Origin of the sequence: Streptomyces sp. 378 (assembly GCF_030124145.1) — a bacterium.
Lineage (GTDB): Bacteria > Actinomycetota > Actinomycetes > Streptomycetales > Streptomycetaceae > Streptomyces.
Genome location: NZ_JASKMS010000021.1, coordinates 78,295 through 101,127, shown reverse-complemented (window position 1 = coordinate 101,127; position 22,833 = coordinate 78,295). Strand labels below are relative to the sequence as shown.

The window sequence follows — 22,833 nt, the reverse complement described above, 5'->3', positions numbered from 1 at the left end:
GTCCGGGCCTGCGGTGTGTCCCCTGGGCGGCTAGTGCCGCGGCACTAGGTCCCCTGCCCGCCTCGCAGTTCCTCGTAGTAGGCCAGGCAGACTTCGTACGACGGCAGCAGTCCCTGCCGTTCCGCCTCCGCCAGCGTCGGGGCCTGCTCGTCCTTGGGGGACAGGAGCGGGGTGATGCCCTCCGGCCACTCGATGCCCAGGGCCGGGTCGAGCGGGTGGATGCCGTGTTCGCGGTCTGGGGCGTAGCCCTCCGAGCACAGGTACACCACGGTCGCGTCGTCCGTGAGGGCCATGAAGGCGTGACCCAGCCCCTCCGCGAGGAACACGGCGTGCCGCGTGTCGTCGTCGAGGCGTGCGGCTTCCCACGCGCCGTAGGTGGGGGAGCCCACGCGGATGTCGATCACCACGTCCAGGACGGCACCGCGCACACACGTGACGTACTTGGCCTGGCTGGGCGGCACATCCGCGAAGTGCACACCCCGCAGCACGCCCCGCTTCGACACCGAGCAGTTCGCCTGGGCCAGGGACAGGTCGCGGCCCGTCGCCTCGCGGAACTCCGCACCGCGGTACCACTCGTGGAAGCTGCCCCGGTCGTCCGGGAAGACCTTGGGCTCCAGAACCCAGGCGCCCTCTATCTCCATGGGTCGCATTCCGTCACCGCCCTCCGGTCCTGGTACGGGACTTCACCTTCCGGCGCGCGGCACCGAGCACGCGTCGGGCACGCCGGGCCAGCCGCAGCGCGACACCGGGCCCCGGCGGCGGTGTCACCAGCAGGCTCCCGCCCCCCGCTCGCAGGGCGAACGGCAGGCCGGTGAAGCGAGCCCGGTCCGCGGCCGGATCCAGGCACACGGCCACCCGCCAGACGTCGTCCGAGAGGTCCTCGGCGGGCAGGTCCGCGGACAGCACCGAGCCCGGCCGGCCCGCCTCGGGGGTGAGATGGCCCGGCACCTCCAGGATCCGGTCAGCGGAGACGAACCTCAGCCGCACCCCGGTGTCGTCCGGGACGTGCACCGGGAGCTGGACGCGGAAGCGCCCCTCGGAGACGGCGACGTCCCCCAACTGCACGCGGCCCAGCCCGAGCCGCTTGCCGCGCGCGCCGAGTTCCAGGGAGAGGTTGCCGTGCGGCTCGGTCCAGTAGGGCAGGACCGGGCGGTCACCGATGACGCCCACGTCCGGTGTGGGCCGGTCCTCGCGCGGCGCCGGACCCAGCCGGCACTCCTTCGTCCAGCCGCCCGCCTTCACCCGGACGAGTGCGTCCCAGGCGCCGTCACGCGGCAGCTCGGCCGGGTCGACCGTGGCGGTCGCCCGCAGCACCAGCCGGACCTCCTCGCCGTCCCCGACCGGCACGGTCTCGCGCGTGAACTCCACCGGCTGGAAGTACTGCGCGGCGCTGGAGCGCTCCCGCAGCAGCAGATCGGCCGTGGCCTGCCCGAACCGCGCGGCGGTCTCGGAGGCCACCCACCCCACCGCCTCGGTCACGTCCTTCGGTACATCGGTCAGCGGCGCGGACTCGGCACCGGCCGGGAACAGCATCGGTTCGCCGCCGGACAGGTACTCGGCCGTGAAGCCGACGATGAGGGAGCCGTCGCGCCACTCGATGTCCCCGGGGGTCGCCCGGGGCGTGACACCCGCCTCCCACTCCGCGAAGGCCACCACGTCGTCGTAGCGGTCGGCCGCCGTCAGCGCGGCGATGACCTGCTGCGTCGGCTGCAGGCCGGCCGCGACACCGGGCCCGAAGCGCTCCACGACGACTTCGTGGATCTCTCCGAACAGTTCCCTGCGGTAGTCGTCCGGCAGGTTCAGCAACCGCCGCGCCCGCAGCCGCTCGACCATCTCCACACGCAGCCAGCGCCGGAACAGCCGATCGCGCACCGGGCCGGGTTCCGTGTACCGCTCGACGACGTCGAGGGCCTCGCGCAGGTTCCTGAAGTAGCCGACCGGGTCGAAGCGTTCGAAGCCGGCGTTGGAACCGTCGTCCCGTCGCAGGTGGTAGTAGCAGACGTAGTCGCTGAGCACGGAGACGTTCTCCGCGCGCAGATACGCCTCGGCGACGAAGACGTGGTCCTCCAGACGCCGCCTGCCCTCGGGAAAGCGCAGGCCGATGCGGTCCAGGAAGGCCCGGCGGACCATCTTGTGCGGGGTGAGGCTGTCGATGAGCGGGGCGTTCTCCACGGTGGCCCGCGGGTGGTTGCGGCGGAACAGCTCCACCGGCACCCCGCGGCCCTTGCCGGCCATCTTGCCCACCACGACGTCGGCGCCGTTGGCCACGCCGTAGTCGTACATCCGCTCCAGGGCCTCGTCGCCCAGGTAGTCGTCGTTGTCGACGAACATCACGAACTCGCCCCGGGAGGCCTCGATGCCGACGTTGCGGGGCTTGCCCGACCAGCCGGAGTTCTCCTGGTGGATGACCTTCATCCGGGGGTCCTCGGCGGCGAGCGCGTCGAGCCGGGCCGGGGTCTCGTCGGTCGAGCCGTCGTCGACGAAGATCACCTCGAACTCGTCGGGAGGCAGCGACTGCCGCTGCAGCGAGGAAATGCAGTCCTCGATGTAGATCCCCGGGTTGTACACGGGGACGATGACGCTGACCTTGACCGGCATCGGGTTTCCGGGCCCCTTCGCGTCGCTTGCCGTAGACGTCCTGTACTACTGCGTGTTGCCCGATGCTAACCCGGTCGGCGACGCGGTCCCACCTTCCGAGACCCGGCCGTGATCATCTCCGCAGCACGACAACTGGGCTGCGCCGTCTGTCTGTTCGCGGTCAAGCCGCCTTACGGGCGGGAGCACCCGGCAGCCCCTAGGCTGAGGACGTGCGCCTGCTTCTCATGTCCGATACTCACCTGCCCAAGCGGGCCCGGGAACTGCCCGCCCCCCTGCTGGCCGAACTCGCGCAGGCCGACGTCGTGTTCCACGCCGGGGACTGGGTCGACACGGCCACCCTCGATCTGCTGGAGGCCCGCTGCCGCAGGCTCGTAGGGGTGTACGGCAACAACGACGGGCCGGACCTGCGCGCCCGGCTGCCCGAGGTGGCCTACGCGGACCTGGGCGGGGTGCGCTTCGGCGTGATCCACGAGACGGGTCCCAGGCAGGGCCGGGAGCAGCGGTGCGCCGCCCGCTTCCCCGACCTGGACGTGCTGGTCTTCGGCCACAGCCACATCCCGTGGGACACCACGGCCCCCACCGGCCTGCGTCTGCTGAACCCGGGCTCCCCGACGGACCGCCGCGCACAGCCCCACTGCACCTACATGACCGCCACCGTCGCCGAGGGGCTGCTCTCGGACGTGGAACTGCACCGGCTGCCGCCCCGTCCACGGCGCTGAACGTCCCGCCGGGCCGTGACATGATCCCCGGATGGATCAGGACGGGCGGACACCTCCTGGACAACCGGCAGGCCGAGGCCGGTACGCGCTTCGACGCCCTGTCGGCCCGCTTCGACGCCTCGACGTTCCGCACGTCGCCCGCCTGCGACGTCCTGGAGGCGGCCACCGTCCGGCAGGTGCGTGACCAGCTCGTCGCCGCGGGTCTCGCCACGGACGAGGAGATCGAGGGGCACCTCGCCGCCGTCGAGGCGGGACGCCTGGACCTCGCCACCTCACCGACGATCTCGGCCTGGGGCCGCAGACCGTCGGGCGATGGTACGTAGCGACGCATCCGGCGCCGGTCCCGTGACGGAGCATCGCCGGCGACACCGACACCGACACCGACACCGACTCCGGCCCTGAACCGTGGCACGCGATCCCGTGCCGCGGGGCCGCCCTCACCTGTCGTGTCTCTCCCCCTCCGCGAAGCCGGTGCCGTCGAAGCCGGACTCCAGTTCCACCCCGGTGGCATTCAGGAAGAACGCCAGCATCTGGTACTGGCCGACCAGCATGACGATCTCGATGAGTTCGGCGTCGCCGAAGTGTTCGGCCAGACCTTCCCAGGTCCCGTCGGACATCGAGGCATCGCCGTGCAGCTCGTCCGCCGCGCGGAGCAGGAGCCGCTGGAGGTCCGCCCAGCCGGGTGCCTCAGGCCCTTCGCCGATACGGTCGATGTCCGCGTCCGTCACCCCCGCGGCCCTGGCCAGGGGGAGATGCCGGCCCCACTCGTACCGCGCGCCGGTGTTCCACGCGGTGCGCAGGATCAGCAGCTCGCGCACGTTCCCCGGCAGTCGGCCCCTGGCGAGCAACTGGCCGCCGAAAGGCATGAACTGCTCGTAGAGATCGGGATGGCGCACGAGCGTGGTGAAGATGTTCGGGATCCCGCCCCCGGGGTCGTGGGGAGCGACGGCCAGCAGTTCCCGGGTCCGTGGGTCCCACTGTTCCTCGGGGAGCGGCTTCAGCCGCGGACGGGCGGGGCGGGCGGCGTGGGGCTGTGACATGGCGGCCTCCGGTTTCCGAGGGACTCACCCTAGGAGACCGGCCCGGCGCCTGGCAGTGAACGGCCGGGAACAGTCAGCCCGTCGGGTCGAGAACGATCTTGCGGACGCCGTCGGAGCGGCCTGCGAACAGTTCGTACGCCGCCGGTCCTTCGGAGAGGGCGAAGCGGTGGGAGACCACGACCTCGGGCTTGATCCGTCCGGCCCGGGTGAGGGCGAGCAGGGGAGGGAGTTCGTAGTGGACCGAGCACAGGCCGATGGCGAACTCCAGTTCCTTGACCTGCGCCAGTCCCATGTGGAACGGGAACGCCCTGCTCTGGCTGACCCCGACGACACTGACCCGGCCGGCCTGCCGGACGGCCTTGAGGGCGAGCTCGATGGTGGCGTCGGAGCCCACGGCCTCCACTACGGCGTCCGGCCCGCGACCGGCGGTCATGTCCCGGACGGCGGTCCGTGCGTCGTCGCCCTCGACCGGCTCGACACCCAGGCCGGCCGCGAAGGCGCGGCGTTCCGCGACCAGGTCCACGCCCAGCACCCGTGCCGCGCCCATCGCGAAGGCGGACTGCGCGGCCATGAGGCCGACCGGGCCGAGGCCGACGACCAGGACGGTCTCACCGGGCTGGATGCGGGCACGACGGCAGCCGTACCAGGCGGTGGGGGCGTTGTCCGTGAGGACGACGGCGGCCTCGTCGGAGATGTCCTCGGGCAGGTGCACCAGATTGACGTCCGCGCAGGGCACCGCCAGGGCCTGGGCCTGGCTGCCGGGGAGCTTCGGGCCGACTCCGTAGCAGAGCTCCGTGCTCGACGTGGCGCGCTCGCATCGGGCGGTGAACCCGGCCGCGCACTGCCGGCACCGCGCACAGCCGACGGAGGCGGGCACCAGGACCCGGTCGCCTGGCTTGAAGCGGGTGACCTGGTCGCCGGTGTCGACGACCACGCCGACGCACTCGTGCCCCGGTGTGTAACCCAGTTCCGGGCTGAACGCGTTGCCGCCGTAGAGGTGCAGGTCGCTGCCGCAGATGCCGGCCGCGGTCACCTGTACCACCGCGTCGGCGGGGCTGGTGACGGCCGGGTCGGGGACGTCCCCGTAGCGGATGTCGTGACGGCCGTGGTAGGTCAGTGCCTTCATCGGATCTCCCCTCCCCTCGGTCCGGTCAGTCCGCGATCTTCAGCACCAGCTTGCCGTGGTTGTCACCACGGAACAGGCGCATCAGGGTCTCCGGGAACGCCGCGACCGAGCCGGACACCACGTCCTCCAAGGACTTCAGCCGCCCCTCCGCCCGCCAGGCGGCCATCTGCGCCATGCCCTCCCCGTACCGTTCGGCGTAGTCGAACACCACGATGCCCGTCATGGAGGCACGGTTCACCAGCAGCGACAGGTAGTTGGCGGGGCCTTGCGGCTTGGTGCTGTTGTACTGGGAGATCGCGCCGCAGACCACGACGCGGGCGCCGCGCGCCAGCCGCAGCAGCACGGCGTCCAGAACGTCGCCGCCGACGTTGTCGAAGTACACGTCGACGCCGTCGGGAGCGTGCTCGCGCAGAGCCTTGCGCACGTCCTCGCTCTGGTAGTCGATCGCGGCGTCGAACCCGAACTCGTCCACCACCAGGCGGCACTTGGCCTCGCCGCCGGCGATGCCGACGACCCGGCATCCGAGGATCTTGGCGATCTGCCCGACGACGCTGCCCACGGCCCCGGCCGCTCCGGAGACGACGACGGTCTGCCCCGGCTGGGGACGCCCGACCTCGATCAGACCGAAGTAGGCCGTCAGGCCCGACATGCCGAGCGTGCCGAGGTAGGTCGGCAAGGGAGCAGCCGCGGGGTCGACCTTGGTCACGCCGCGCCCGTCCGACACGCAGTACTCCTGCACGCCGAACGTGCCCGAGACATGGTCGCCGACCGCGAACCCGGAGTGCCGGGAGGCGACCACCCTCCCCACGGCGCCGGCGCGCATCACCTCGCCGATCTCCACCGGGCGGATGTAGGACCTGCCCGCGTTCATCCAGCCGCGCATCGCCGGGTCGATCGACGGACAGAGCACCTGTACCAGGAACTCCCCGTCGCCCGGCTGCCCCGCCGGCTCCTCGACATGCTCCCAGTCGGTGGGGCGCGGCTCTCCCACGGGACGTGCGGCCAGGCGTATCTGGCGGTTGATCGTGCTCATCAGCGGCACCTCTCCTCGGCTGCATACCGTCCAGTCGGTACGGCGGTGAGCGTACGGGTGGCCGCCGTCCGAGGCAAGAGCCGGTTCGCCACGACCTGCGGTTCATGCACGCGGCCGGTCACGGCTCATGCGAGCGGCCGGTCGCGCGGGCAGCCACCTGTTCCTGTCCCGGCAGCCACCTATTCCTGTCCCGGCACCGCCATCTCTCCGAGCAGCGACCAGTCGTCCTGCGGGACGTTCGCGTTCACGATGCGCGGCGTCTCGGCCAGATGGGGAGGAAGCGTCTGCTGCGCGGTCTTGAAGTGCGCGGACTGTACGTGTGCGGCTCCGGCCTCGTCGTCGCGGAAGGCCTCGACGAGGACGTACTCCGACGGCTCGTCCACGCTGCGCGACCAGTCGAACCACAGGCAGCCGGGTTCGGCGCGGGTCGCCCGGGTGAAGTCGGCGGCGATCTCGGGCCAGCGGTCGGCGTGCTCGGGGCGGACTCGGAACTTCGCGGTGATGAAGATCATGGGATTCCCTTCGGTGAGGTGCTGAGGCCGGTTGCAGAACCCGTCGTACGGCGTCCGATTACTGATGTCCGATGTGCTGCCGGCGACACGTTCGTACGAACCCCGCTCGATGGCGACATGACGGGAGCGCTCCGGTGATCAGGAGGATCGGTGTGGGTGCACCGCCCCCTCCGTCGCGGTGAGCGGCGCACCGGTGCCGCCCCAGCGCAGCGCCACGATCTCGGCGGCCACGGACACCGCCACCTCCTCGGGCGTACGGGCCCCGAGATCCAGGCCGACCGGTGAGCGCAGCCGGGACAGCTCGCGGTCCGTCAGACCGGCCTCGGCCAACCGCCGCGCCCGGTCGGTGTGGGTGCGGCGGCTGCCCATCGCGCCGATGTAGGCGGCCGGGCGGCGCAGCGCCTCGGTCAGCAGCGGAACGTCGAACTTGGGGTCATGTGTCAGGACGCAGATGACCGTGCGCTCGTCGGTGTCCGTGTCCCGCAGATAGCGGTGCGGCCATTGCGCGACCACCTCGACACCGTCGGGGAAACGCCGTGGCGTGGCGAAGACCGGGCGGGCATCGCAGACGGTGACGCGGTAGCCGAGGAAGTCCCCGATGCGGGCCACCGCCGCCGCGTAGTCGATCGCGCCGAAGACCAGCATCCGCGGTGGCGGCGCGAACGACTGCAGGAACACGCTCACGGAGTCCTCGCGGCGCTGCCCCTCGGGCCCGTAGTGCCGCAGGCCGGTGGCGCCGAGAGCGAGTTCGCCACGGGCGTCGGAGGTCACGGCCGCGTCCAGGCCGCTCGCGCCGAGCGTGCCGGCGGTCCCGTCCGGCCGGACCACGAGCGCCGCCCCGCGCCGGGCCGGGCCGTCGGTGACGGTCGCCAGGATGACCGGCTCGCCCGCCGCGACCGAGTGCACGAGCACGCCGAAGCCGGGATCCCGCTCGGCCGTGACCGCGCGCACCAGCAGCGTGATCTCGCCGCCGCAGGTGAGTCCGACGGCGAAGGCGTCCTCGTCGCTGTAGCCGAAGGTCTCCAACCGGGCCACGCCATCCGCGGCCGCCTCCTGCGCCAGCTCGAACACCGCGCCCTCGACGCAGCCCCCGGACACACTGCCGACGACCTCGTCGCCCGGGCCCACCGCCATCGCCGCGCCCGGGGCGCGCGGCGCGCTGCGGCTGACCTGGACGACGGTCGCGAGACCGAACGGGGCCCCGGCCGCGTACCAGCGGCCGAGTACCGGGAGAACGTCACGCACGAGCCGCTCCCTTCCCTGTACGCGCGCCCGCCGGGTACCCCGGCGGCGGCTAATTCCGTTGTGACCCTCCGTACCGGTCTGCTCCACTGGAGGCGACGTCACCGATCCGAAGGAGCCCCAGATGCGCGCAACGTTCATGTCCCCCCAGCCAGGAACGGACCTCTCTGCGAAGGACATGACGCTTCGTGCACATGCTCAACCTTGGAATCCTCGCCCATGTCGACGCGGGTAAGACCAGCCTGACCGAGCGGCTGCTCCATTCGGCCGGGGTGATCGACGAGATCGGCAGCGTCGACGACGGGAACACCCGCACCGACACCCTCGACCTGGAACGGCAGCGCGGCATCACCATCAAGTCCGCCGTCGTCTCGTTCCCGCTCGACGGCGTGACCGTCAACCTCATCGACACGCCCGGCCACCCCGACTTCATCGCCGAGGTCGAGCGGGTGCTCGGCGTGCTGGACGGCGTCGTCCTCGTGATCTCCGCCGTCGAAGGGGTGCAGGCCCAGACGCGCGTGCTGATGCGCACCCTGCAACGGCTGCGCATCCCGACCCTGCTCTTCGTCAACAAGATCGACCGGAGCGGAGCTCGCCACGAGGAGGTGCTGCGGGAGATCTCGGCCGGTCTGACACCGGCGATCGTGCCGATGGGGACCGCCTGCGGTCTCGGCACCCGGTCGGCCCGTTTCGAGCCCCGCACCGCACCGGCCGCCGCCCGCGCCGCCGTCGATGTTCTCGCCGACCGCGACGACGCCCTGCTGTCCGCGTATGTCGGGAACACCGTCACGGACGCCCTGCTGCGGCGGTCCCTCGTCGCGCGGACCCGGGAGGCGCTCGTCCACCCGGTCTACTTCGGTTCCGCCGCCACGGGCGCGGGTCTGGAAGCGCTCCTGTCGGGCATCGAGGAGCTGCTCCCTGCGGCCCACGGGGATGCGGACGGGCCGGTGTCCGCCCGTGTGTTCAAGGTCGAGCGAGGGCCGGCGGGGGAGAAGCTCGCCTACGCCCGGATGTTCTCCGGGACCCTGCGCGTCCGCGACCGGGTCCCCTTCGGGGCGGACGGAGCCGAAGGCCGGATCACCGGGATCAGCGTCTTCGGCGACGGCACGGACACCCGCCGGGACACCGTCGCCGCCGGCCGGATCGCCCGCCTCACCGGGCTCGGCGACATCCGGATCGGTGACGCGATCGGCGAACCCCGCAAGGCCTGGGAGCACTTCTTCGCCCCGCCCACCCTGGAGACGGTCGTCGTTCCCGGCCCGGGCGTGCACCGGGGAGCGCTCCACCTCGCACTCACCCGGCTCGCCGAACAGGACCCGCTGATCGGCCTGCGCCATGACGAACGCCGCCGGGAGACCTCCGTCTCCCTCTACGGCGAGGTGCAGAAGGAGGTCCTCCAGGCCACCCTCGCCGACGAGTTCGGCCTGGACGTCACCTTCCGCGAGACCACCCCGCTGTGCGTCGAACGGCTCGTCGGGACCGGGCAGGCCGTCGAGTTCGACAAGAAGGACCCGAACCCGTTCCTCGCGACGGTCGGCCTGCGCGTCGAGCCCGCGCCGGTCGGCTCGGGCGTCGCCTTCCGGCTGGAGGTGGAGCTCGGCTCCATGCCGTACGCGTTCTTCAAGGCCGTGGAGGACACCGTGCGCGAGACGCTCCTGCAGGGGCTGCACGGCTGGCAGGTTCCCGACTGCACGGTCACGATGACCCACAGCGGTTACTCGCCCCGTCAGAGCCATGCCCACCAGGGCTTCGACAAGAGCATGTCGAGCACGGGCGCCGACTTCCGCGGCGTGACCCCGCTGGTGCTGATGGAGGCGCTGCGGCGGGCGGGGACGCGCGTCCACGAGCCGATGCACCGTTTCCGCATCGAGGCTCCGGCCGACACGCTCGGCGCCCTGCTGCCGGTCCTCGCCGGGCTCACGGCCGTGCCCGAGACGACACTGAACCGGGACGACCGCTGCGTCCTGGAGGGCACGGTGCCGGCCGCCCGGGTGCACGCCCTCGAACAGCGACTGCCGGGACTCACCCGGGGCGAGGGCGAGCTGGAGAGTTCCTTCGCCCACTACGCGCCGGTCACCCACGGCACGATCCCCGAGCGCCCGCGCACCGATCACAACCCGCTGAACAGGAAGGAGTACATGCTGAACGTGACACGAAGGGTGGGCGGCTGAGGTGTCGGCACCGGCCGAACCAGAACTTACTCCGGAGTCAGGGGTGTTGACGGTGTCCTGATATGGCCTGACTGTAGTGGACATGCCGACTATCCGAGCGCGTCTGCTGGTCGTCCTGGCTGTCCTCTTCGGTTCCGTGTCGGTGGCGGGTGTTCCGCCGGCCGCCGCCGCGTCCCCTCCCGGCTCCCTCTGGTTCGACGACCCCACCGTCACCGTGCGGAACGGCCGCTTCACCGATGCCCACGGCCGCGAGGTCGTGCTGCGCGGCTACAACGTCTCCGGCGAGACCAAGCTCGCGGAGAACAAGGGCCTGCCCTTCGCCTCGGTCGCCGACGCCCGCACGTCGGCGACCGCGCTGCGCGCCCTCGGCGGCGGCAACACCGTCCGCTTCCTGCTCTCCTGGGCGTACGCCGAGCCCGAGCGCGGCCGGGTGGACCCGGCCTACCTGGCCGCCGCCACCGACCAGATGAAGGCCTTCCTCGACGCCGGCATCCGGGTCTACCCCGACTTCCACCAGGACCTGTACTCGCGCCACCTCTTCGACGACGACAGCTGGTACACCGGCGACGGCGCGCCCAAGTGGGCGGTGGACGCCGGGAACTACCCGGACGAGTCCTGCGGGATCTGCCTCTTCTGGGGGCAGAACATCACCCAGAACGAGGCCGTCAAGCGCGCCACGTACGACTTCTGGCACAACGCGCACGGCGTGCAGGACGCGTTCCTCACCACCGCCGAGAAGACCATGGCCTACGTGCGGCAGCACCTGAGCGCCGACCAGTTCGAGGGCATCGTGGGTTTCGACCCCTACAACGAGCCGCACGCGGGCAGCTACGACTCCGGGCAGACCAGCCGCGCCTGGGAGAAGGACGTGCTCTGGCCGTTCTACGAGAAGTTCCGGACCCGCATGGACGCGGCCGGGTGGCGCGACAAGCCCGTCTTCGCGGAGCCCAACCTCTTCTGGAACGCCAACCTGGACTTCCAGAAGCAGGAGGGCGGTCTGCTCGACGCCGGGAAACTCGGGCCGCGCTACGTCTTCAACACCCACTTCTACGACCAGAAGGCCATCTCCGGCGTCTTCATGTGGGGCAAGGCGGCCGACGGCCAGTACGCGGGCGACTTCCGCACCGTCCGGGACCGGGCCGCCGCCGCGCAGACGGCAGCCGTGGTCAGCGAGTTCGGGCACCCCCTGGCCGGCAACGTCTCCGACAAGGCGCCGACCGTCCTCAAGGCGATGTACCAGGCCCTCGACTCCCGCCTGAAGGGCGCCGACTGGTGGTCCGATCCGGCCGCCTCGGGACCCGTGCTCTCGGGCACGCAGTGGCAGTGGGACATCTACAACGGCCGCCATCGCGAGCTGATGAACGGCAACCCCGACAAGGTTCTCACCGCCGGTGACGCCTGGAACGACGAGGACCTGTCCGCCGTACGCCTGGACGACGCGGGCAAGCCCGTGTTGCGCCAGGACGCCCGGCTCCTGGACCGCCTCTACCCGAGCGCCACGGCCGGTGAGACCGTCGGCTTCACCTACGAGGACCGCTCCCGGGACGGCTCGACGACCCTGACCTGGAACCCGGTGCCCGGTGCGCTCCCGAACGTGCAACGGCTCGTGGGGTCCGGCCAGTACGGGCTGCTGCTGTGGCGCTCGGACGGCGGCCCGGCCCCCACGGAACTGCACCTCCCGGCGAGCTTCCCGACCGCGTCCACCACGGTCGTCTCCGACCTGGGCACGGCCCACGCCCCGCCGGCCTACACCTCGGCCACCCCGGTCGGCGTGGCGCAGGAGCCCGGCGGCACGGGAAGCCGCCGCCTGCTGCTCAGCGCGCCGGACTCGGGGGTCCTGCACTACGCGCTGGTCACCAACGGGGCGACGGCTCCCTCGGGGGAACTGCTCGCCGCGGCTCGCTCCGAACTGGAGGCGTGGGCGGCGAAGGAGGTCACCTAGCGGACGGGCTCGTCCAGTCGGCCGTCACATGGCCGAGCCGGACGCGCTGCGGGTGGTCACCCACCGGCACGGACACGACCTTCTTCCCGGTGGCGAAGTCGATGGCCGTGACCTGGTCGGTGCCGCTCTCGGAGACCACGCAGGACCTGCCGTCACCGCTGACCGTGGCCCAGTAGGGCTTGGAGGCGGTGACGAGCGGGCCCTGCTGGAGGGTGGCGCGGTCGACGACGGTGGCGTAGTCGTCCATGGTGCCCGCGACGCACAGCTTGCGTCCGTCCGGGCTCATCGAGATGCCGTGGTGACGCGAGTCGTTGACGAAGGTCGTGCGGTCGTCGCTGGTGGCCGCGTTCTTCGGCAGGGTCTTGGTGCGGGTGATCTTGCCGGCGGCCATGTCGTACTCGAAGAAGCCGTTGAAGAAGGAGACCTGGAAGTACAGCTTCGACTCGTCCGGCGAGAAGACGGCCGGGCGGACCGCGTCGGAGTAGTCCTTGAGGCCGAGCGCGTCCAGCTGGGGGCGCATGTCGATGACCTTGACCTGCTTGAACATCGTGGCGTCGACGACGGTGATGCGCCGGTCGCCCTTCGTCCAGTCCAGCCACGGGGCGTCGGTCTGGGTGTTCACGTCGCCGATCGCCATGTTGTAGATGTACTTGCCGTCCTGGGTGAAGATGTTCTCGTGCGGCTTGTCGCCGGTGCCGAACCTGCCCAGTTCCCGGCCGGAGACGATGTCCAGCACGTGCACGGTGTTGGAGGTCGACGCCGACACCGCGACCCGCTTGCCGTCAGGGGAGACCGCCATGTGGTCGGAGCGGTAACCGGACACCGGGAAGCGCCAGTTGAGCCGCCCGGACGCGAGGTCGATCGACACGACGTCGGCGAAGCTCGGCCGGGAGACGACCACCGACTTCCCGTCCGGCGTGGAGTACATGTCGTCGACGAGCTGGTCGTGTCCCTCGCCGACGCTGTTGCGGATCGTCATGAAGGCGATCCATCTGATCGGATCGGCGTTGATCTCCGCCATTCGCTCGGCCTTGTCGGGGACAACGTTGATCCGGCCGATCTTCGCGAAGTCGCCCGTGGAGCGGATGACATCGGCGGTGCCTTCCCAGTTGTTGCCCACGAACAGCACCTCGCGCAAGGCGGCGGAGGAGCCCGGGGAGGCCGCGGTGGCGGCGGTCGCGGGAGCGGTGACGGTCAGGGCGAGAGCTGCGGCTACGGAGCACAGGTGCCGGCGTCGGACGACGGGCATGACTGCTCCCCTCTCTGCTGTGGGGTGAGCTCTGTGAGTGGAACATGCCAAAGCTGAGCGCGTGGAATCTGAACACACGTGCTTTCAGAGTGAACTTACTGCAAAGTAAGGAAGGGGCGGCCTTCTCCACAAGACCGCGTGCACGACAAAATCAGCGTTCGAACCACGAAGGGAGAGCCGGTGCCGGGCAGACTCAGAGCGCCGACCGGCCGCTACGGCGGTAAAACCGCCGAGGAGCGGCAGGCCGAGCGGCGCCGGCGGTTTCTCGACGCCGCGCTCCGGCTGTTCGGCGACACGCCCGGCTTCCGCTCCACCACGGTCGCGACGCTCAGCGAGACGGCCGGGCTGTCCACGCGGCAGTTCTACGAGGAGTTCCGGACGATCGAGGACGTGCTGGCCGCCCTGCACCTCGAGGTCAACGGCTGGGCCGAGGCGGCCGTGCTGGATGCGGCCGCGGCCGCCGCGGACCTGCCGCTCGTCGAACGCGTCACGGCGATCTTCCGCGCCTACGCCGGCAGTCTCGCCGCCGATCCGCGCCGGATCCGCATCACCTTCGTCGAGATCATCGGCGTCAGCCCGCGCCTGGAGGAGCAGCGACTCGCCCGCCGGGCCGGCTGGCTCGACCTCATCTGCGCCGAGGCCGACGCGGCCGCCGCACGCGGAGAAGCCGCGCCCCGCGACTACCGCCTCGCCGCGACGGGCTTCATCGGCAGTGTCAACGGCCTGCTGCACGACTGGAGCGCCGGCTGGGTCGACGCGACACTCGACGAGGTCGTCGACGAACTGGTCCGGCAACTGCTGGGCATCCTGTGGCCACCGGGATGGAAGCCGGAGGCATGACAGCGGGCGCCGGGTGCGGGGGGAGCGTCGAGCCGCACGCCGCACGCCGCACGCCGCACGCCGCACGCCGCACGCCGCCCGGGGCCCGGGGCCCGTGATGCGACCGGGAGGCCTCGATCTCCGGGCGTCTGCCGGATCCGGGCGACCAACTGCCCGGGCCCCGGGAGGCGGGACGGGGCGGCTCTCCCGTCGTCTGCGGGACCGGCGGGGCCTGCCTTCCGGCCGCCTGAGGGACCGCCTGCTGCCAGGCGCCGGTCTGCCTTCCGGTCGTCTGAAGGACCGGGGGGACTGGACCGCACGTGCCCGCCGAGCTGGAGCGACGCTTCGCCTCAGCCGCCCCCGCCGCACGACCCGGCCCGGCTGCGTGCCTGTCTCATGGAGGCCCGGTTCGCCGACGCCCCGCTGACCATGCCCGAGCGGCTGGACGCCACGGCGACGCTGCTGGACCACTGGACGCTCGGAGCGCGCGAGAGCGCGGCGCTCGTCCGGCGCATGGTCGGCGCCGAGGGGTTGTGACCGGTGGGCGGGTGACCGACCGGCTGGGCCGGCGCGGTCTGGCCCATGTGAACGACGCGCGGGGCGTCCGCCGCATGCTGATCATGGACCCGGGCACCGGTGCCGTCCTCGGGCTGGAGAGCACCATCACGGAGCCGGAACCCGCGTTCGGCGTCGAGGAGGGCGGCGTCATGTGACGGGCGCGGCCTGCACCGCCCGTCCCGGCAGGATGGCGACCTGCTACTCGTCCCAGGCCTGGACCAGGGTCTGCTCGGCGATCTTGCCGTCGCGCAGCGCGAGCATGGACTCGGACAGGACGCGCACCCCGTCCGCGTACTGGCAGCTCTCGCTGTAGGCGGCCTCGTCGCCCTGGATGACGCACTGCTCCAGCTTGTGCGACATGTCGCGGCCGTAGACGTCCTCCAGCATCCGGCCGATCTCGTCCCGGCCGTGCAGGACTTTGGGATGGCTGGGCTGGGTCGTGCGGTCCACGATGCGGATCTCCGCGTCGTCGGCGTACAGGGAGAGAAGGATGTCCGGGCTCTGTCCTTCCACGGCCCGGCGCAGGGTCTCTCGGTCGAAGGCGGGGTCTGCCGCGGTTCCCATGATGACCTCCTTCGAAGACCGCGGCCCGGTGGGAGTGGGCCGCGAGGGCCTCTCCTGTCGAGCGTCCCCCCTCCCGCCGGTCACGGCAAGCGCGGCCGGGACACTGGGCCTGACGGGTGAGCGGCACCGTCCGCCCGTGTCCGCGGGGGACCCGTCCGCCCTGCGACAGGCATGATCTCAACACGACGTATCGTCGCCGCCGTTGGTCTCGCCGCCGGCGCCACCGGCCTCGTCGCGCCGATGGCGAACGCGGCCGACGCGGAAGCCAAGAGCCCGCTCAGCCCGATGGCCACGCTCGACTCGCTGACCGTGAGCGACATCCCCGCCGAGCACAAGGACGAGATCCCGCGGCCCTCCTCACAACTGGCCGGGCTCAACCGCCTCAACGACCTCGACCAGCTGAACCAGGTCGTCGGCCTGGTCTCACCGGTCTTCGGCTTCCTTCCGAACGTCCGCTGACGGCGGCGCGTGGCTGAGGGCCGCCCGGATCCGGGCGGCCCTCAGCCACGCCCGGACTCAGTCCGCCGTGGCGAGGAACTGCGTCGCCGCCAGCTCCGCGTACAGCGGATCGGCCGTCACGAGCTCGCGGTGCGTACCGACGGCCCGCACCCGGCCCGCGTCCATCACCACGATCCGGTCGGCCATCGTCACCGTGGACAGCCGGTGCGCCACGACGAGGACCGTGGTCGTCCGGGCCACGTCCGCGACGGTGTCGCGCAGCGCCGCCTCGTTCACCGCGTCCAGCTGCGAGGTCGCCTCGTCGAGCAGCAGCAGCCGGGGGCGGCGCAGCAGCGCGCGGGCGATGGCGACGCGCTGCCGCTCACCGCCCGACAGCTTGGTGCCGCGGTGCCCGACGAGCGTGTCGAGACCACCGGGCAACCTGGAGACCAGGTCGTCGAGACGGGTCGTCTTGAGCACCCGGGCAAGGGCGTCCTCGTCCGCCTCCGGATTGCCCAGCAGCAGGTTGTCCCGCAAGGAGCCCGACAGGACCGGCGCGTCCTGCTCCACGTAGCCGATCGCGGCGCGCAGCCGGGTCAGCTCCCAGTCGTTCAGGTCCCGCCCGTCCAGCGTGATCACGCCGGACTCGGGGTCGTAGAACCGCTCGATCAGGGAGAAGACAGTGGTCTTGCCGGCGCCGGACGGGCCGACGAACGCCGTCATGCCCTGTGCGGGCACGGTGAACGTCACTCCGTGGTGGACATGGGGCAGGTCGTCGGCGTAGCGGAAGCGGACGTCGTGGAAGGCGAGGGCGGCGGGCCGCGCGCCCGGGGAGGGCAGCGGCGCGGCCTCGGCGGCCGGCTCGGCGGGCAGGCGCAGCGCCTCCTCGATGCGGGTGAGGGCCGCGGCGCCCGTCTGGTACTGGGTGATGGCGCCGACGACCTGCTGTATCGGCGACATCAGGTAGAAGACGTACAGCAGGAACGCGACCAGTGTGCCCACGTCGACCGCGCCGGTCGCCACCCGGGCGCCGCCGACCGCGAGCACCGTGATGAAGGCGATCTGCATCGAGAGCCCCGCCGTGTTGCCCGCGGCCGCCGACCACTTGGCGGCGCGCACGCTCTGCCGCCACGACTCCTGCGCCGCCTCGTGCAGGGTCCGCTCCTCGCGGTGCTCCGCCCCGGACGCCTTCACGGTGCGCAGGGCGCCGAGGATCCGCTCCAGCGAGGCGCCCATGACACCCACCGCGTCCTGCGCCTGCCGGCTCGCCTTGTTGATACGCGGCACGATCACGCCGAGGACCACGCCCGCGCCCAGGATCACGGCCAGGGTGACTCCCAGCAGCACGGCGTCCACCAGGCCCATCATCACCACCGTCGCGACGAGCGTGAGGCCGCCGGTGCCCAGGCCGACCAGCGAGTCGGTGGTGACCGCGCGCAGCAGGGTGGTGTCCGAGGTGATGCGGGCCATCAGGTCGCCGGGTTCACTGCGGTCCACGGCCGTGATCCGCAGCCGCAGCAGATACGACGACAGGGCGCGCCGCGCGCCGAGCACCACCGACTCGGCGGTGCGGGTCAGCACGTACGAACCCAGTGCGCCCACCGCCGCGTTGGCCACGACCAGGGCCGACATGGCGAGCAGGGCGCCGGTGATGGCCCGGTCGTGCGACAGGTCGTCGATCAGTTCCCGCGCGACCAGCGGCAGCAGCAGCCCGGTCGCCCCGGTGACCAGCGAGAGCAGCGCGCCGGCGAACAGGGACCAGCGGTGCGGCCGTACGTATCCGAGCAGCTGCCGCCACGCGGGTGCGGCGGTCCGGGTCTCTGCGATGCTCACGGCGCTCCCTCGGCGTCGGCGGAGCGTTCAGGCTACGTCGCCGCCGACCCGCACGGCCTGCCTTTTCCGCACAGCCGGCGCCGGCCGATCCGCGCCCCTTACCGATCAGTCGCGCGTAGGGTCGGAAAGGAACGGACCCGGCCGACGAAGGAGTCAGCACCATGGCCCAGGAAGTACGCGGCGTGATCGCACCCGGCAAGGACGAGCCGGTGCGGATCGAGACGGTCGTGGTGCCCGACCCGGGCCCCGGCGAGGCCGTGGTGCGGGTGCAGGCCTGCGGGGTGTGCCACACCGACCTGCACTACAAGCAGGGCGGCATCAACGACGACTTCCCGTTCCTGCTCGGCCACGAGGCCGCGGGTGTGGTCGAGACGGTCGGCGCAGGCGTCAGCGATGTCGAGCCCGGCGACTTCGTGATCCTCAACTGGCGTGCCGTGTGCGGGAAGTGCCGGGCCTGTCTGCGCGGGCGGCCCTGGTACTGCTTCGACACCCACAACGCCGAACAGAAGATGACCCTCGCCTCGACCGGCCAGGAACTGTCCCCGGCCCTCGGCATCGGCGCCTTCGCCGAGAAGACCCTGGTCGCCGCCGGGCAGTGCACCAAGGTCGACCCGGGCGTCGCCCCGCAGGTGGCCGGGCTGCTGGGCTGCGGCGTGATGGCCGGCATCGGCGCCGCGATCAACACCGGGAACGTCGGCCGGGGCGACTCGGTCGCCGTTATCGGCTGCGGCGGCGTCGGCGACGCGGCCGTCGCCGGATCGCACCTGGCCGGAGCGGCGACGATCATCGCCGTCGACATCGACGACCGCAAGCTGGAGACCGCCCGCTCCATGGGCGCCACCCACACCGTGAACTCGCGCGAGACCGACCCGGTCGAGGCGATCCGCGAACTCACCGGCGGCTTCGGCGCCGACGTCGTCATCGAGGCCGTCGGCCGCCCGGAGACGTACAAGCAGGCCTTCTACGCCCGCGACCTCGCCGGCACGGTCGTCCTCGTCGGAGTCCCCACGCCCGAGATGAAACTCGAACTGCCCCTGCTCGACGTCTTCGGCCGCGGCGGAGCACTGAAGTCGAGCTGGTACGGCGACTGCCTGCCCTCCCGCGACTTCCCGATGCTGATCGACCTGCATCTGCAGGGGCGCCTGGACCTCGGCGCGTTCGTCACCGAGACGATCCGGCTCGACGAGGTGGAGAAGGCGTTCGAGCGGATGCACCAGGGCGACGTGCTGCGCTCGGTGGTGGTGCTGTGATGACCACGCGCATCCAGCACCTCGTCACCTCCGGGCAGTTCAGCCTCGACGGCGGCACCTGGGACGTCGACAACAACGTGTGGATCATCGGGGACGACCACGAGGTGATCGTCATCGACGCCGCCCACGATGCCGACGCCATCGCCGAGGCCGTCGGGGACCGCCGGCTCACGGCCATCGTGTGCACGCACGCCCACAACGACCACATCGACGCCGCCCCCGCCCTCGCCGAGCGCACCGGCGCCACCATCTGGCTCCACCACGACGACCTGCCGCTGTGGAAGCAGACCCACCCGGACCGCGAACCCGACGCCTGGCTGGTCGACGGCCAGGTGATCGAGGCCGGTGGCGCCGACCTGCGGGTGATGCACACCCCGGGACACGCGCCCGGCGCGGTCTGCCTCTACGACCCGGGGCTGGGCACCGTCTTCACCGGCGACACCCTCTTCCGGGGCGGCCCCGGCGCCACCGGCCGTTCCTTCTCGCACTTCCCGACGATCATCGACTCGATCCGCGACCGGCTGCTGACGCTGCCGCCCGGGACGACGGTCCGCACCGGACACGGCGACTCCACCACCATCGGCGCCGAGGCCCCGCAGCTGGAGGAATGGATCGCCCGGGGTCACTGATCGCGTGTCGCCGGTGAAAGGCGACAGAAGATGTCCGGTTTACCCGTCACGCTGAAGGCGACAAGCAGTCAGCTCACGGGAGGTCGGACATGTCAGCTCCGTTGCAGGGCAAGGTCGCACTGGTCGCCGGTGCGACCCGGGGCGCCGGACGGGGAATCGCCGTCGAACTCGGCGCGGCCGGCGCCACGGTCTACGTCACCGGCCGCAGCACCCGGGCCCGCCGCTCGGAGTACGACCGCCCCGAGACCATCGAGGACACCGCCGACCTGGTCACCGCCGCCGGCGGCCGGGGCATCGCGGTCCCCGCCGACCACCTCGACCCGGCGCAGGTCCGGGCCCTGGTGGACCGGATCGCGGACGAGCAGGGCCGCCTCGACGTCCTCGTCAACGACATCTGGGGCGGCGAGAAGCTCTTCGAGTGGGAGACCCCGCTCTGGGAGCACGACCTCGACAACGGCCTGCGCCTGCTCAGACTCGCCGTCGAGACGCACGCCATCACCAGTCACCACGCCCTGCCCCTGCTGCTGCGCAACCCCGGCGGCCTGGTCGTCGAGGTCACCGACGGCACCGCCGACTACAACGGCGAGAACTACCGGGTGAACTTCTTCTACGACCTCGCCAAGACCTCCGTCCTGCGCATGGCCTTCGCCCTCGGCCACGAACTCGGCCCGCGCGGCGCCACAGCCGTCGCCCTCACCCCCGGCTGGCTGCGCTCGGAGCTGATGCTGGACGCCTTCGGCGTGCGGGAGGAGAACTGGCGCGACGCCCTGGAGCGCGTCCCCCACTTCGCCATCTCCGAGACCCCCCACTACGTGGGCCGGGCCGTGGCCGCACTGGCCGCCGACGCCGACGTGGCGCGCTGGAACGGCCGGTCCCTCTCCAGTGGCGGACTCGCCCGGGAGTACGGCTTCACCGACCTCGACGGCAGCCGCCCGGACGCCTGGCGCTACGTGGTGGAGGTCCAGGACGCGGGCAAGCCGGCGGACACGGCCGGCTACCGCTGACGCCGGGGACTCGACCGCCGTAATCAACCGCTCTGCAGAGATATGCCCCACCTCGTACCGGTGGGGTATGTCACTGTTCCGTCGCAGCGCGGCCGACAGCACAACCGGAATCCGGCTCCGCCCGTCTCGCTGGCAGACATCGCACACTCATCTTCCGCGAAAGGGCATGACCAGCCATGGGGGACGTACGCAGACGGAGTGCCGTCGCACTGGGGATCACCGGACTGGTGGCACCGCTCACGCTCGTGCTCGGCGCCACGCCGGCCGCCGCCGCGAGCTGCACCACGCAGACCGGCCCGTACCAGAAGAAGGTGGAGAAGTTCCTCGGCCGTCCGGTCGACGGCAAGCAGTCCGCCGCCGACTGCAAGGCCGTCAAGGCCTTCCAGACCAAGCACGGCATCTCCCCGAACATCGGCTACGCCGGTTCCATCACCTGGGGCGTGATGGACCTGATGCAGAAGCAGAAGGCCGTCGGGAAGAACCCCGACAAGGACGGCAAGTGCCCGGTGAACAAGGGCCGGATCGCCTGTGTGAACCTGACGCTCCAGTTGAGCTGGATCCAGGACGGCAAGAAGCTCGTCTACGGCCCGGTCCCGGTCCGCACCGGCCGCAACGGCGACGAGACGCGCACCGGCCTGAAGAAGATCTACTGGCGCAACATCGACCACGTCTCGTCCCTCTACGACGTGCCGATGCCCTACGCCCAGTTCTTCGACGGCGGCCAGGCCTTCCACCAGGCGAACGTCAGCATGTGGAACCCGCCGGGCTCCCGCGGCTGCGTCAACATGACCAAGACCGACGCCAAGAAGTACTGGTCGATGCTGAAGAAGGGCGACGACGTCTTCGTCTACGGCCGCAAGCCGGGCACCTGATACCGGGCACCCGGCCCGCACCGGACGTCCCCTACCGCGGGGCGTCCCCGAAGTCCGGGATCTCCAGCCTGACCCCGCCCCGCTGCGCCGACTCGTGCGCGATGATGCCCGGCAGGGTGTAGCGGGCGGCCACCCAGGCGTTCACCGACGGCAGTGTGCGGTCGTTGACGGCGGTGACGAAGTCGTCCACCAGGAAGTGGTGGCTGCCCTCGTGGCCGTTGTGGAGGTGGTCGAACTCCCGCGGCAGCCGCGCCCGGTCGTGCACGGGAGCCGACCCGGAGGTGAAGGCGGCCCGCAACTCCGGTGCGATGTGCTGGAGTGACGGGTCGTCAGGAGACAGGGTGGGCTTGGGCTCCAGCAGTTCGCTGATGTCCTTCACCCCCTGCTTGTCCTGCCACAGGGCGGCCGTGGCGAGCTGCTCCATGCTCGCCTCGGTGCCGAAGAAGCGGAAGCGTGACTCGCGTATGTGCGAGGGGTAGCCGACCCGCCGGAACTCGTTCGTACGGAACGAACCGCCGCCCGCCACCTCGAACAGCGCCGTGGCGTTGGAGACGTCGTTGCCGAACTGGCTGACGTCCTTGTCGAAGACGCCGTCGCCCCGGTCGTCGACGACACCGATCGCCGACACGCTCACCGCGTGCGTCCGCCAGGCGCCCAGCACCCCGCCGACCGCGTGCGTCGGGTACAGCAGCGGGGGATAGCTGGCGGTTGCCTTCCAGTTCTCGCCGCCGCTGTACTGGTACGCCTCGTAGAACCCCAGGTCCATGTCGTGGACGTAGTCGCCCTCGGCGTAGAAGAGCCGACCGAAGGCGCCCTCGGCGATCTGGTTGCGGGCGTGGACCGTGGCCGGGTTGTACTCGCTGGTCTCGCCCATCATGTAGGTCAGTCCGGTGGCCTTGACCGCGTCGATGATCGCCGCGATCTCCTCCGTGCTGATCGCCATGGGGACCGCCGAGTACACGTGCTTGCCGGCGTTGAGGCCCTGGAGCACCAGCGGTCCGTGTGTCCAGCGCTGGGTGAAGATCGCGACGGCGTCGACGTCCTCCGACTCCAGCATGGCCTGGTAGGACGGGAAGGTCCCCGCCAGGGACTGGGCGGAGGCGAGGTGCGCGGCCCTCTCGGGCAGCAGGTCGGTGACGTAGACGGCGCTGACGCCGGGGTGGGCCTGGAACAGGGTGGCGAACTGGCCCGAGAACTGTCCGGCGCCGACGATGCCGAGGGAGAACGTCATGGA

22 protein-coding genes and 1 pseudogene are annotated in these 22,833 nt (G+C 71.4%); 12 read left to right on the top strand and 11 right to left on the bottom strand.

The window, feature by feature from the left end:
- Positions 1-44 precede the first annotated feature (44 nt).
- Positions 45-650 (bottom strand): dTDP-4-dehydrorhamnose 3,5-epimerase, encoded by a 606-nt coding sequence (gene rfbC / locus QNO09_RS26175; protein WP_283972698.1) that lies wholly within the window; start codon positions 648-650, stop codon positions 45-47.
- Between the two features lie 4 nt (positions 651-654).
- Positions 655-2,598, bottom strand: coding sequence for a glycosyltransferase family 2 protein (locus tag QNO09_RS26170; protein WP_283972697.1), 1,944 nt, complete (start codon positions 2,596-2,598; stop codon positions 655-657).
- Positions 2,599-2,807: 209 nt separating this feature from the next.
- Here QNO09_RS26170 and QNO09_RS26165 point away from each other — a divergent pair, with 209 nt between their 5' ends.
- Both QNO09_RS26165 and QNO09_RS26160 read left to right on the top strand, forming a co-directional pair.
- A complete protein-coding gene (locus tag QNO09_RS26165) occupies positions 2,808-3,317 on the top strand; it encodes a metallophosphoesterase family protein (RefSeq protein ID WP_283972696.1) in 510 nt (169 codons plus the stop codon).
- A gap of 131 nt (positions 3,318-3,448) precedes the next feature.
- Positions 3,449-3,640 (top strand): annotated as a pseudogene (locus QNO09_RS26160) (SAM-dependent methyltransferase); the annotation flags it as partial.
- A 114-nt stretch (positions 3,641-3,754) separates the two neighbouring features.
- Here QNO09_RS26160 and QNO09_RS26155 read toward each other — a convergent pair.
- The 5 genes from QNO09_RS26155 to QNO09_RS26135 form a co-directional block, all read right to left on the bottom strand.
- Positions 3,755-4,357 (bottom strand): carboxymuconolactone decarboxylase family protein, encoded by a 603-nt coding sequence (locus tag QNO09_RS26155; RefSeq protein ID WP_283972695.1) that lies wholly within the window; start codon positions 4,355-4,357, stop codon positions 3,755-3,757.
- Between the two features lie 73 nt (positions 4,358-4,430).
- The gene (locus tag QNO09_RS26150) at positions 4,431-5,483 is read right to left on the bottom strand and encodes an alcohol dehydrogenase catalytic domain-containing protein (RefSeq protein WP_283972694.1); all 1,053 of its coding nucleotides are present in this window, start codon (positions 5,481-5,483) and stop codon (positions 4,431-4,433) included.
- A gap of 25 nt (positions 5,484-5,508) precedes the next feature.
- Positions 5,509-6,516, bottom strand: coding sequence for an NADP-dependent oxidoreductase (locus QNO09_RS26145; RefSeq protein WP_283972693.1), 1,008 nt, complete (start codon positions 6,514-6,516; stop codon positions 5,509-5,511).
- A 179-nt stretch (positions 6,517-6,695) separates the two neighbouring features.
- Complete coding sequence (locus QNO09_RS26140; RefSeq protein WP_283972692.1) at positions 6,696-7,028, bottom strand: putative quinol monooxygenase; 333 nt, start codon at positions 7,026-7,028, stop codon at positions 6,696-6,698.
- A 138-nt stretch (positions 7,029-7,166) separates the two neighbouring features.
- Positions 7,167-8,273, bottom strand: a complete 1,107-nt coding sequence (locus QNO09_RS26135; protein ID WP_283972691.1) for an XdhC family protein — start codon at positions 8,271-8,273, stop codon at positions 7,167-7,169.
- Between the two features lie 185 nt (positions 8,274-8,458).
- On the opposite strand from QNO09_RS26135, the gene QNO09_RS26130 reads away from it, so the two are divergent.
- Together QNO09_RS26130 and QNO09_RS26125 are read left to right on the top strand one after the other, a co-directional pair.
- On the top strand, positions 8,459-10,441 hold the full coding sequence (locus QNO09_RS26130; protein WP_283972690.1) for a GTP-binding protein: 1,983 nt from the start codon (positions 8,459-8,461) through the stop codon (positions 10,439-10,441).
- A gap of 82 nt (positions 10,442-10,523) precedes the next feature.
- Positions 10,524-12,383, top strand: coding sequence for a cellulase family glycosylhydrolase (locus QNO09_RS26125; protein WP_283972689.1), 1,860 nt, complete (start codon positions 10,524-10,526; stop codon positions 12,381-12,383).
- On the opposite strand, the gene QNO09_RS26120 is transcribed toward QNO09_RS26125, so the two are convergent.
- A complete protein-coding gene (locus tag QNO09_RS26120; RefSeq protein ID WP_283972688.1) occupies positions 12,376-13,632 on the bottom strand; it encodes a YncE family protein in 1,257 nt (418 codons plus the stop codon). The two genes, QNO09_RS26125 and QNO09_RS26120, sit on opposite strands and share 8 nt — an antisense overlap.
- A 180-nt stretch (positions 13,633-13,812) precedes the next feature.
- Here QNO09_RS26120 and QNO09_RS26115 point away from each other — a divergent pair, with 180 nt between their 5' ends.
- From QNO09_RS26115 to QNO09_RS39730, 3 genes are all read left to right on the top strand, one after another.
- Complete coding sequence (locus tag QNO09_RS26115) at positions 13,813-14,472, top strand: TetR/AcrR family transcriptional regulator (RefSeq protein WP_283972687.1); 660 nt, start codon at positions 13,813-13,815, stop codon at positions 14,470-14,472.
- A gap of 375 nt (positions 14,473-14,847) precedes the next feature.
- Positions 14,848-14,988 carry a hypothetical protein gene (locus QNO09_RS39735; RefSeq protein WP_349636987.1) on the top strand — a complete coding sequence of 47 codons (141 nt, stop codon included), beginning with the start codon at positions 14,848-14,850 and terminating at the stop codon, positions 14,986-14,988.
- A gap of 11 nt (positions 14,989-14,999) precedes the next feature.
- Entirely contained in the window at positions 15,000-15,164 is a 165-nt protein-coding gene (locus QNO09_RS39730) for a hypothetical protein (protein WP_349636986.1), read from the top strand.
- A gap of 43 nt (positions 15,165-15,207) precedes the next feature.
- Here QNO09_RS39730 and QNO09_RS26105 read toward each other — a convergent pair whose 3' ends face one another.
- Positions 15,208-15,573 (bottom strand): nuclear transport factor 2 family protein, encoded by a 366-nt coding sequence (locus QNO09_RS26105; RefSeq protein ID WP_283972686.1) that lies wholly within the window; start codon positions 15,571-15,573, stop codon positions 15,208-15,210.
- Positions 15,574-15,744: 171 nt separating this feature from the next.
- On the opposite strand from QNO09_RS26105, the gene QNO09_RS26100 reads away from it, so the two are divergent.
- Positions 15,745-16,032 (top strand): hypothetical protein, encoded by a 288-nt coding sequence (locus QNO09_RS26100; RefSeq protein WP_283972685.1) that lies wholly within the window; start codon positions 15,745-15,747, stop codon positions 16,030-16,032.
- Between the two features lie 57 nt (positions 16,033-16,089).
- On the opposite strand, the gene QNO09_RS26095 is transcribed toward QNO09_RS26100, so the two are convergent.
- Positions 16,090-17,844 (bottom strand): ABC transporter ATP-binding protein, encoded by a 1,755-nt coding sequence (locus QNO09_RS26095; RefSeq protein ID WP_283972684.1) that lies wholly within the window; start codon positions 17,842-17,844, stop codon positions 16,090-16,092.
- 161 nt (positions 17,845-18,005) lie between these two features.
- Between QNO09_RS26095 and QNO09_RS26090 the strand changes: the two genes are divergently transcribed.
- From QNO09_RS26090 to QNO09_RS26075, 4 genes are all read left to right on the top strand, one after another.
- Positions 18,006-19,094, top strand: a complete 1,089-nt coding sequence (locus tag QNO09_RS26090; protein ID WP_283972683.1) for an S-(hydroxymethyl)mycothiol dehydrogenase — start codon at positions 18,006-18,008, stop codon at positions 19,092-19,094.
- Positions 19,094-19,723, top strand: coding sequence for an MBL fold metallo-hydrolase (locus QNO09_RS26085; protein WP_283972682.1), 630 nt, complete (start codon positions 19,094-19,096; stop codon positions 19,721-19,723). Before QNO09_RS26090 ends, QNO09_RS26085 begins: the two co-directional genes overlap by 1 nt.
- A gap of 89 nt (positions 19,724-19,812) precedes the next feature.
- On the top strand, positions 19,813-20,727 hold the full coding sequence (locus QNO09_RS26080; protein ID WP_283972681.1) for an SDR family oxidoreductase: 915 nt from the start codon (positions 19,813-19,815) through the stop codon (positions 20,725-20,727).
- Positions 20,728-20,903: 176 nt separating this feature from the next.
- Positions 20,904-21,599 (top strand): L,D-transpeptidase family protein, encoded by a 696-nt coding sequence (locus QNO09_RS26075; protein ID WP_283972680.1) that lies wholly within the window; start codon positions 20,904-20,906, stop codon positions 21,597-21,599.
- 31 nt (positions 21,600-21,630) lie between these two features.
- Here the strand turns inward: QNO09_RS26075 and QNO09_RS26070 are convergent, their stop codons facing one another.
- A complete protein-coding gene (locus tag QNO09_RS26070) occupies positions 21,631-22,830 on the bottom strand; it encodes a Gfo/Idh/MocA family protein (protein ID WP_283972679.1) in 1,200 nt (399 codons plus the stop codon).
- Positions 22,831-22,833: the final 3 nt, after the last annotated feature.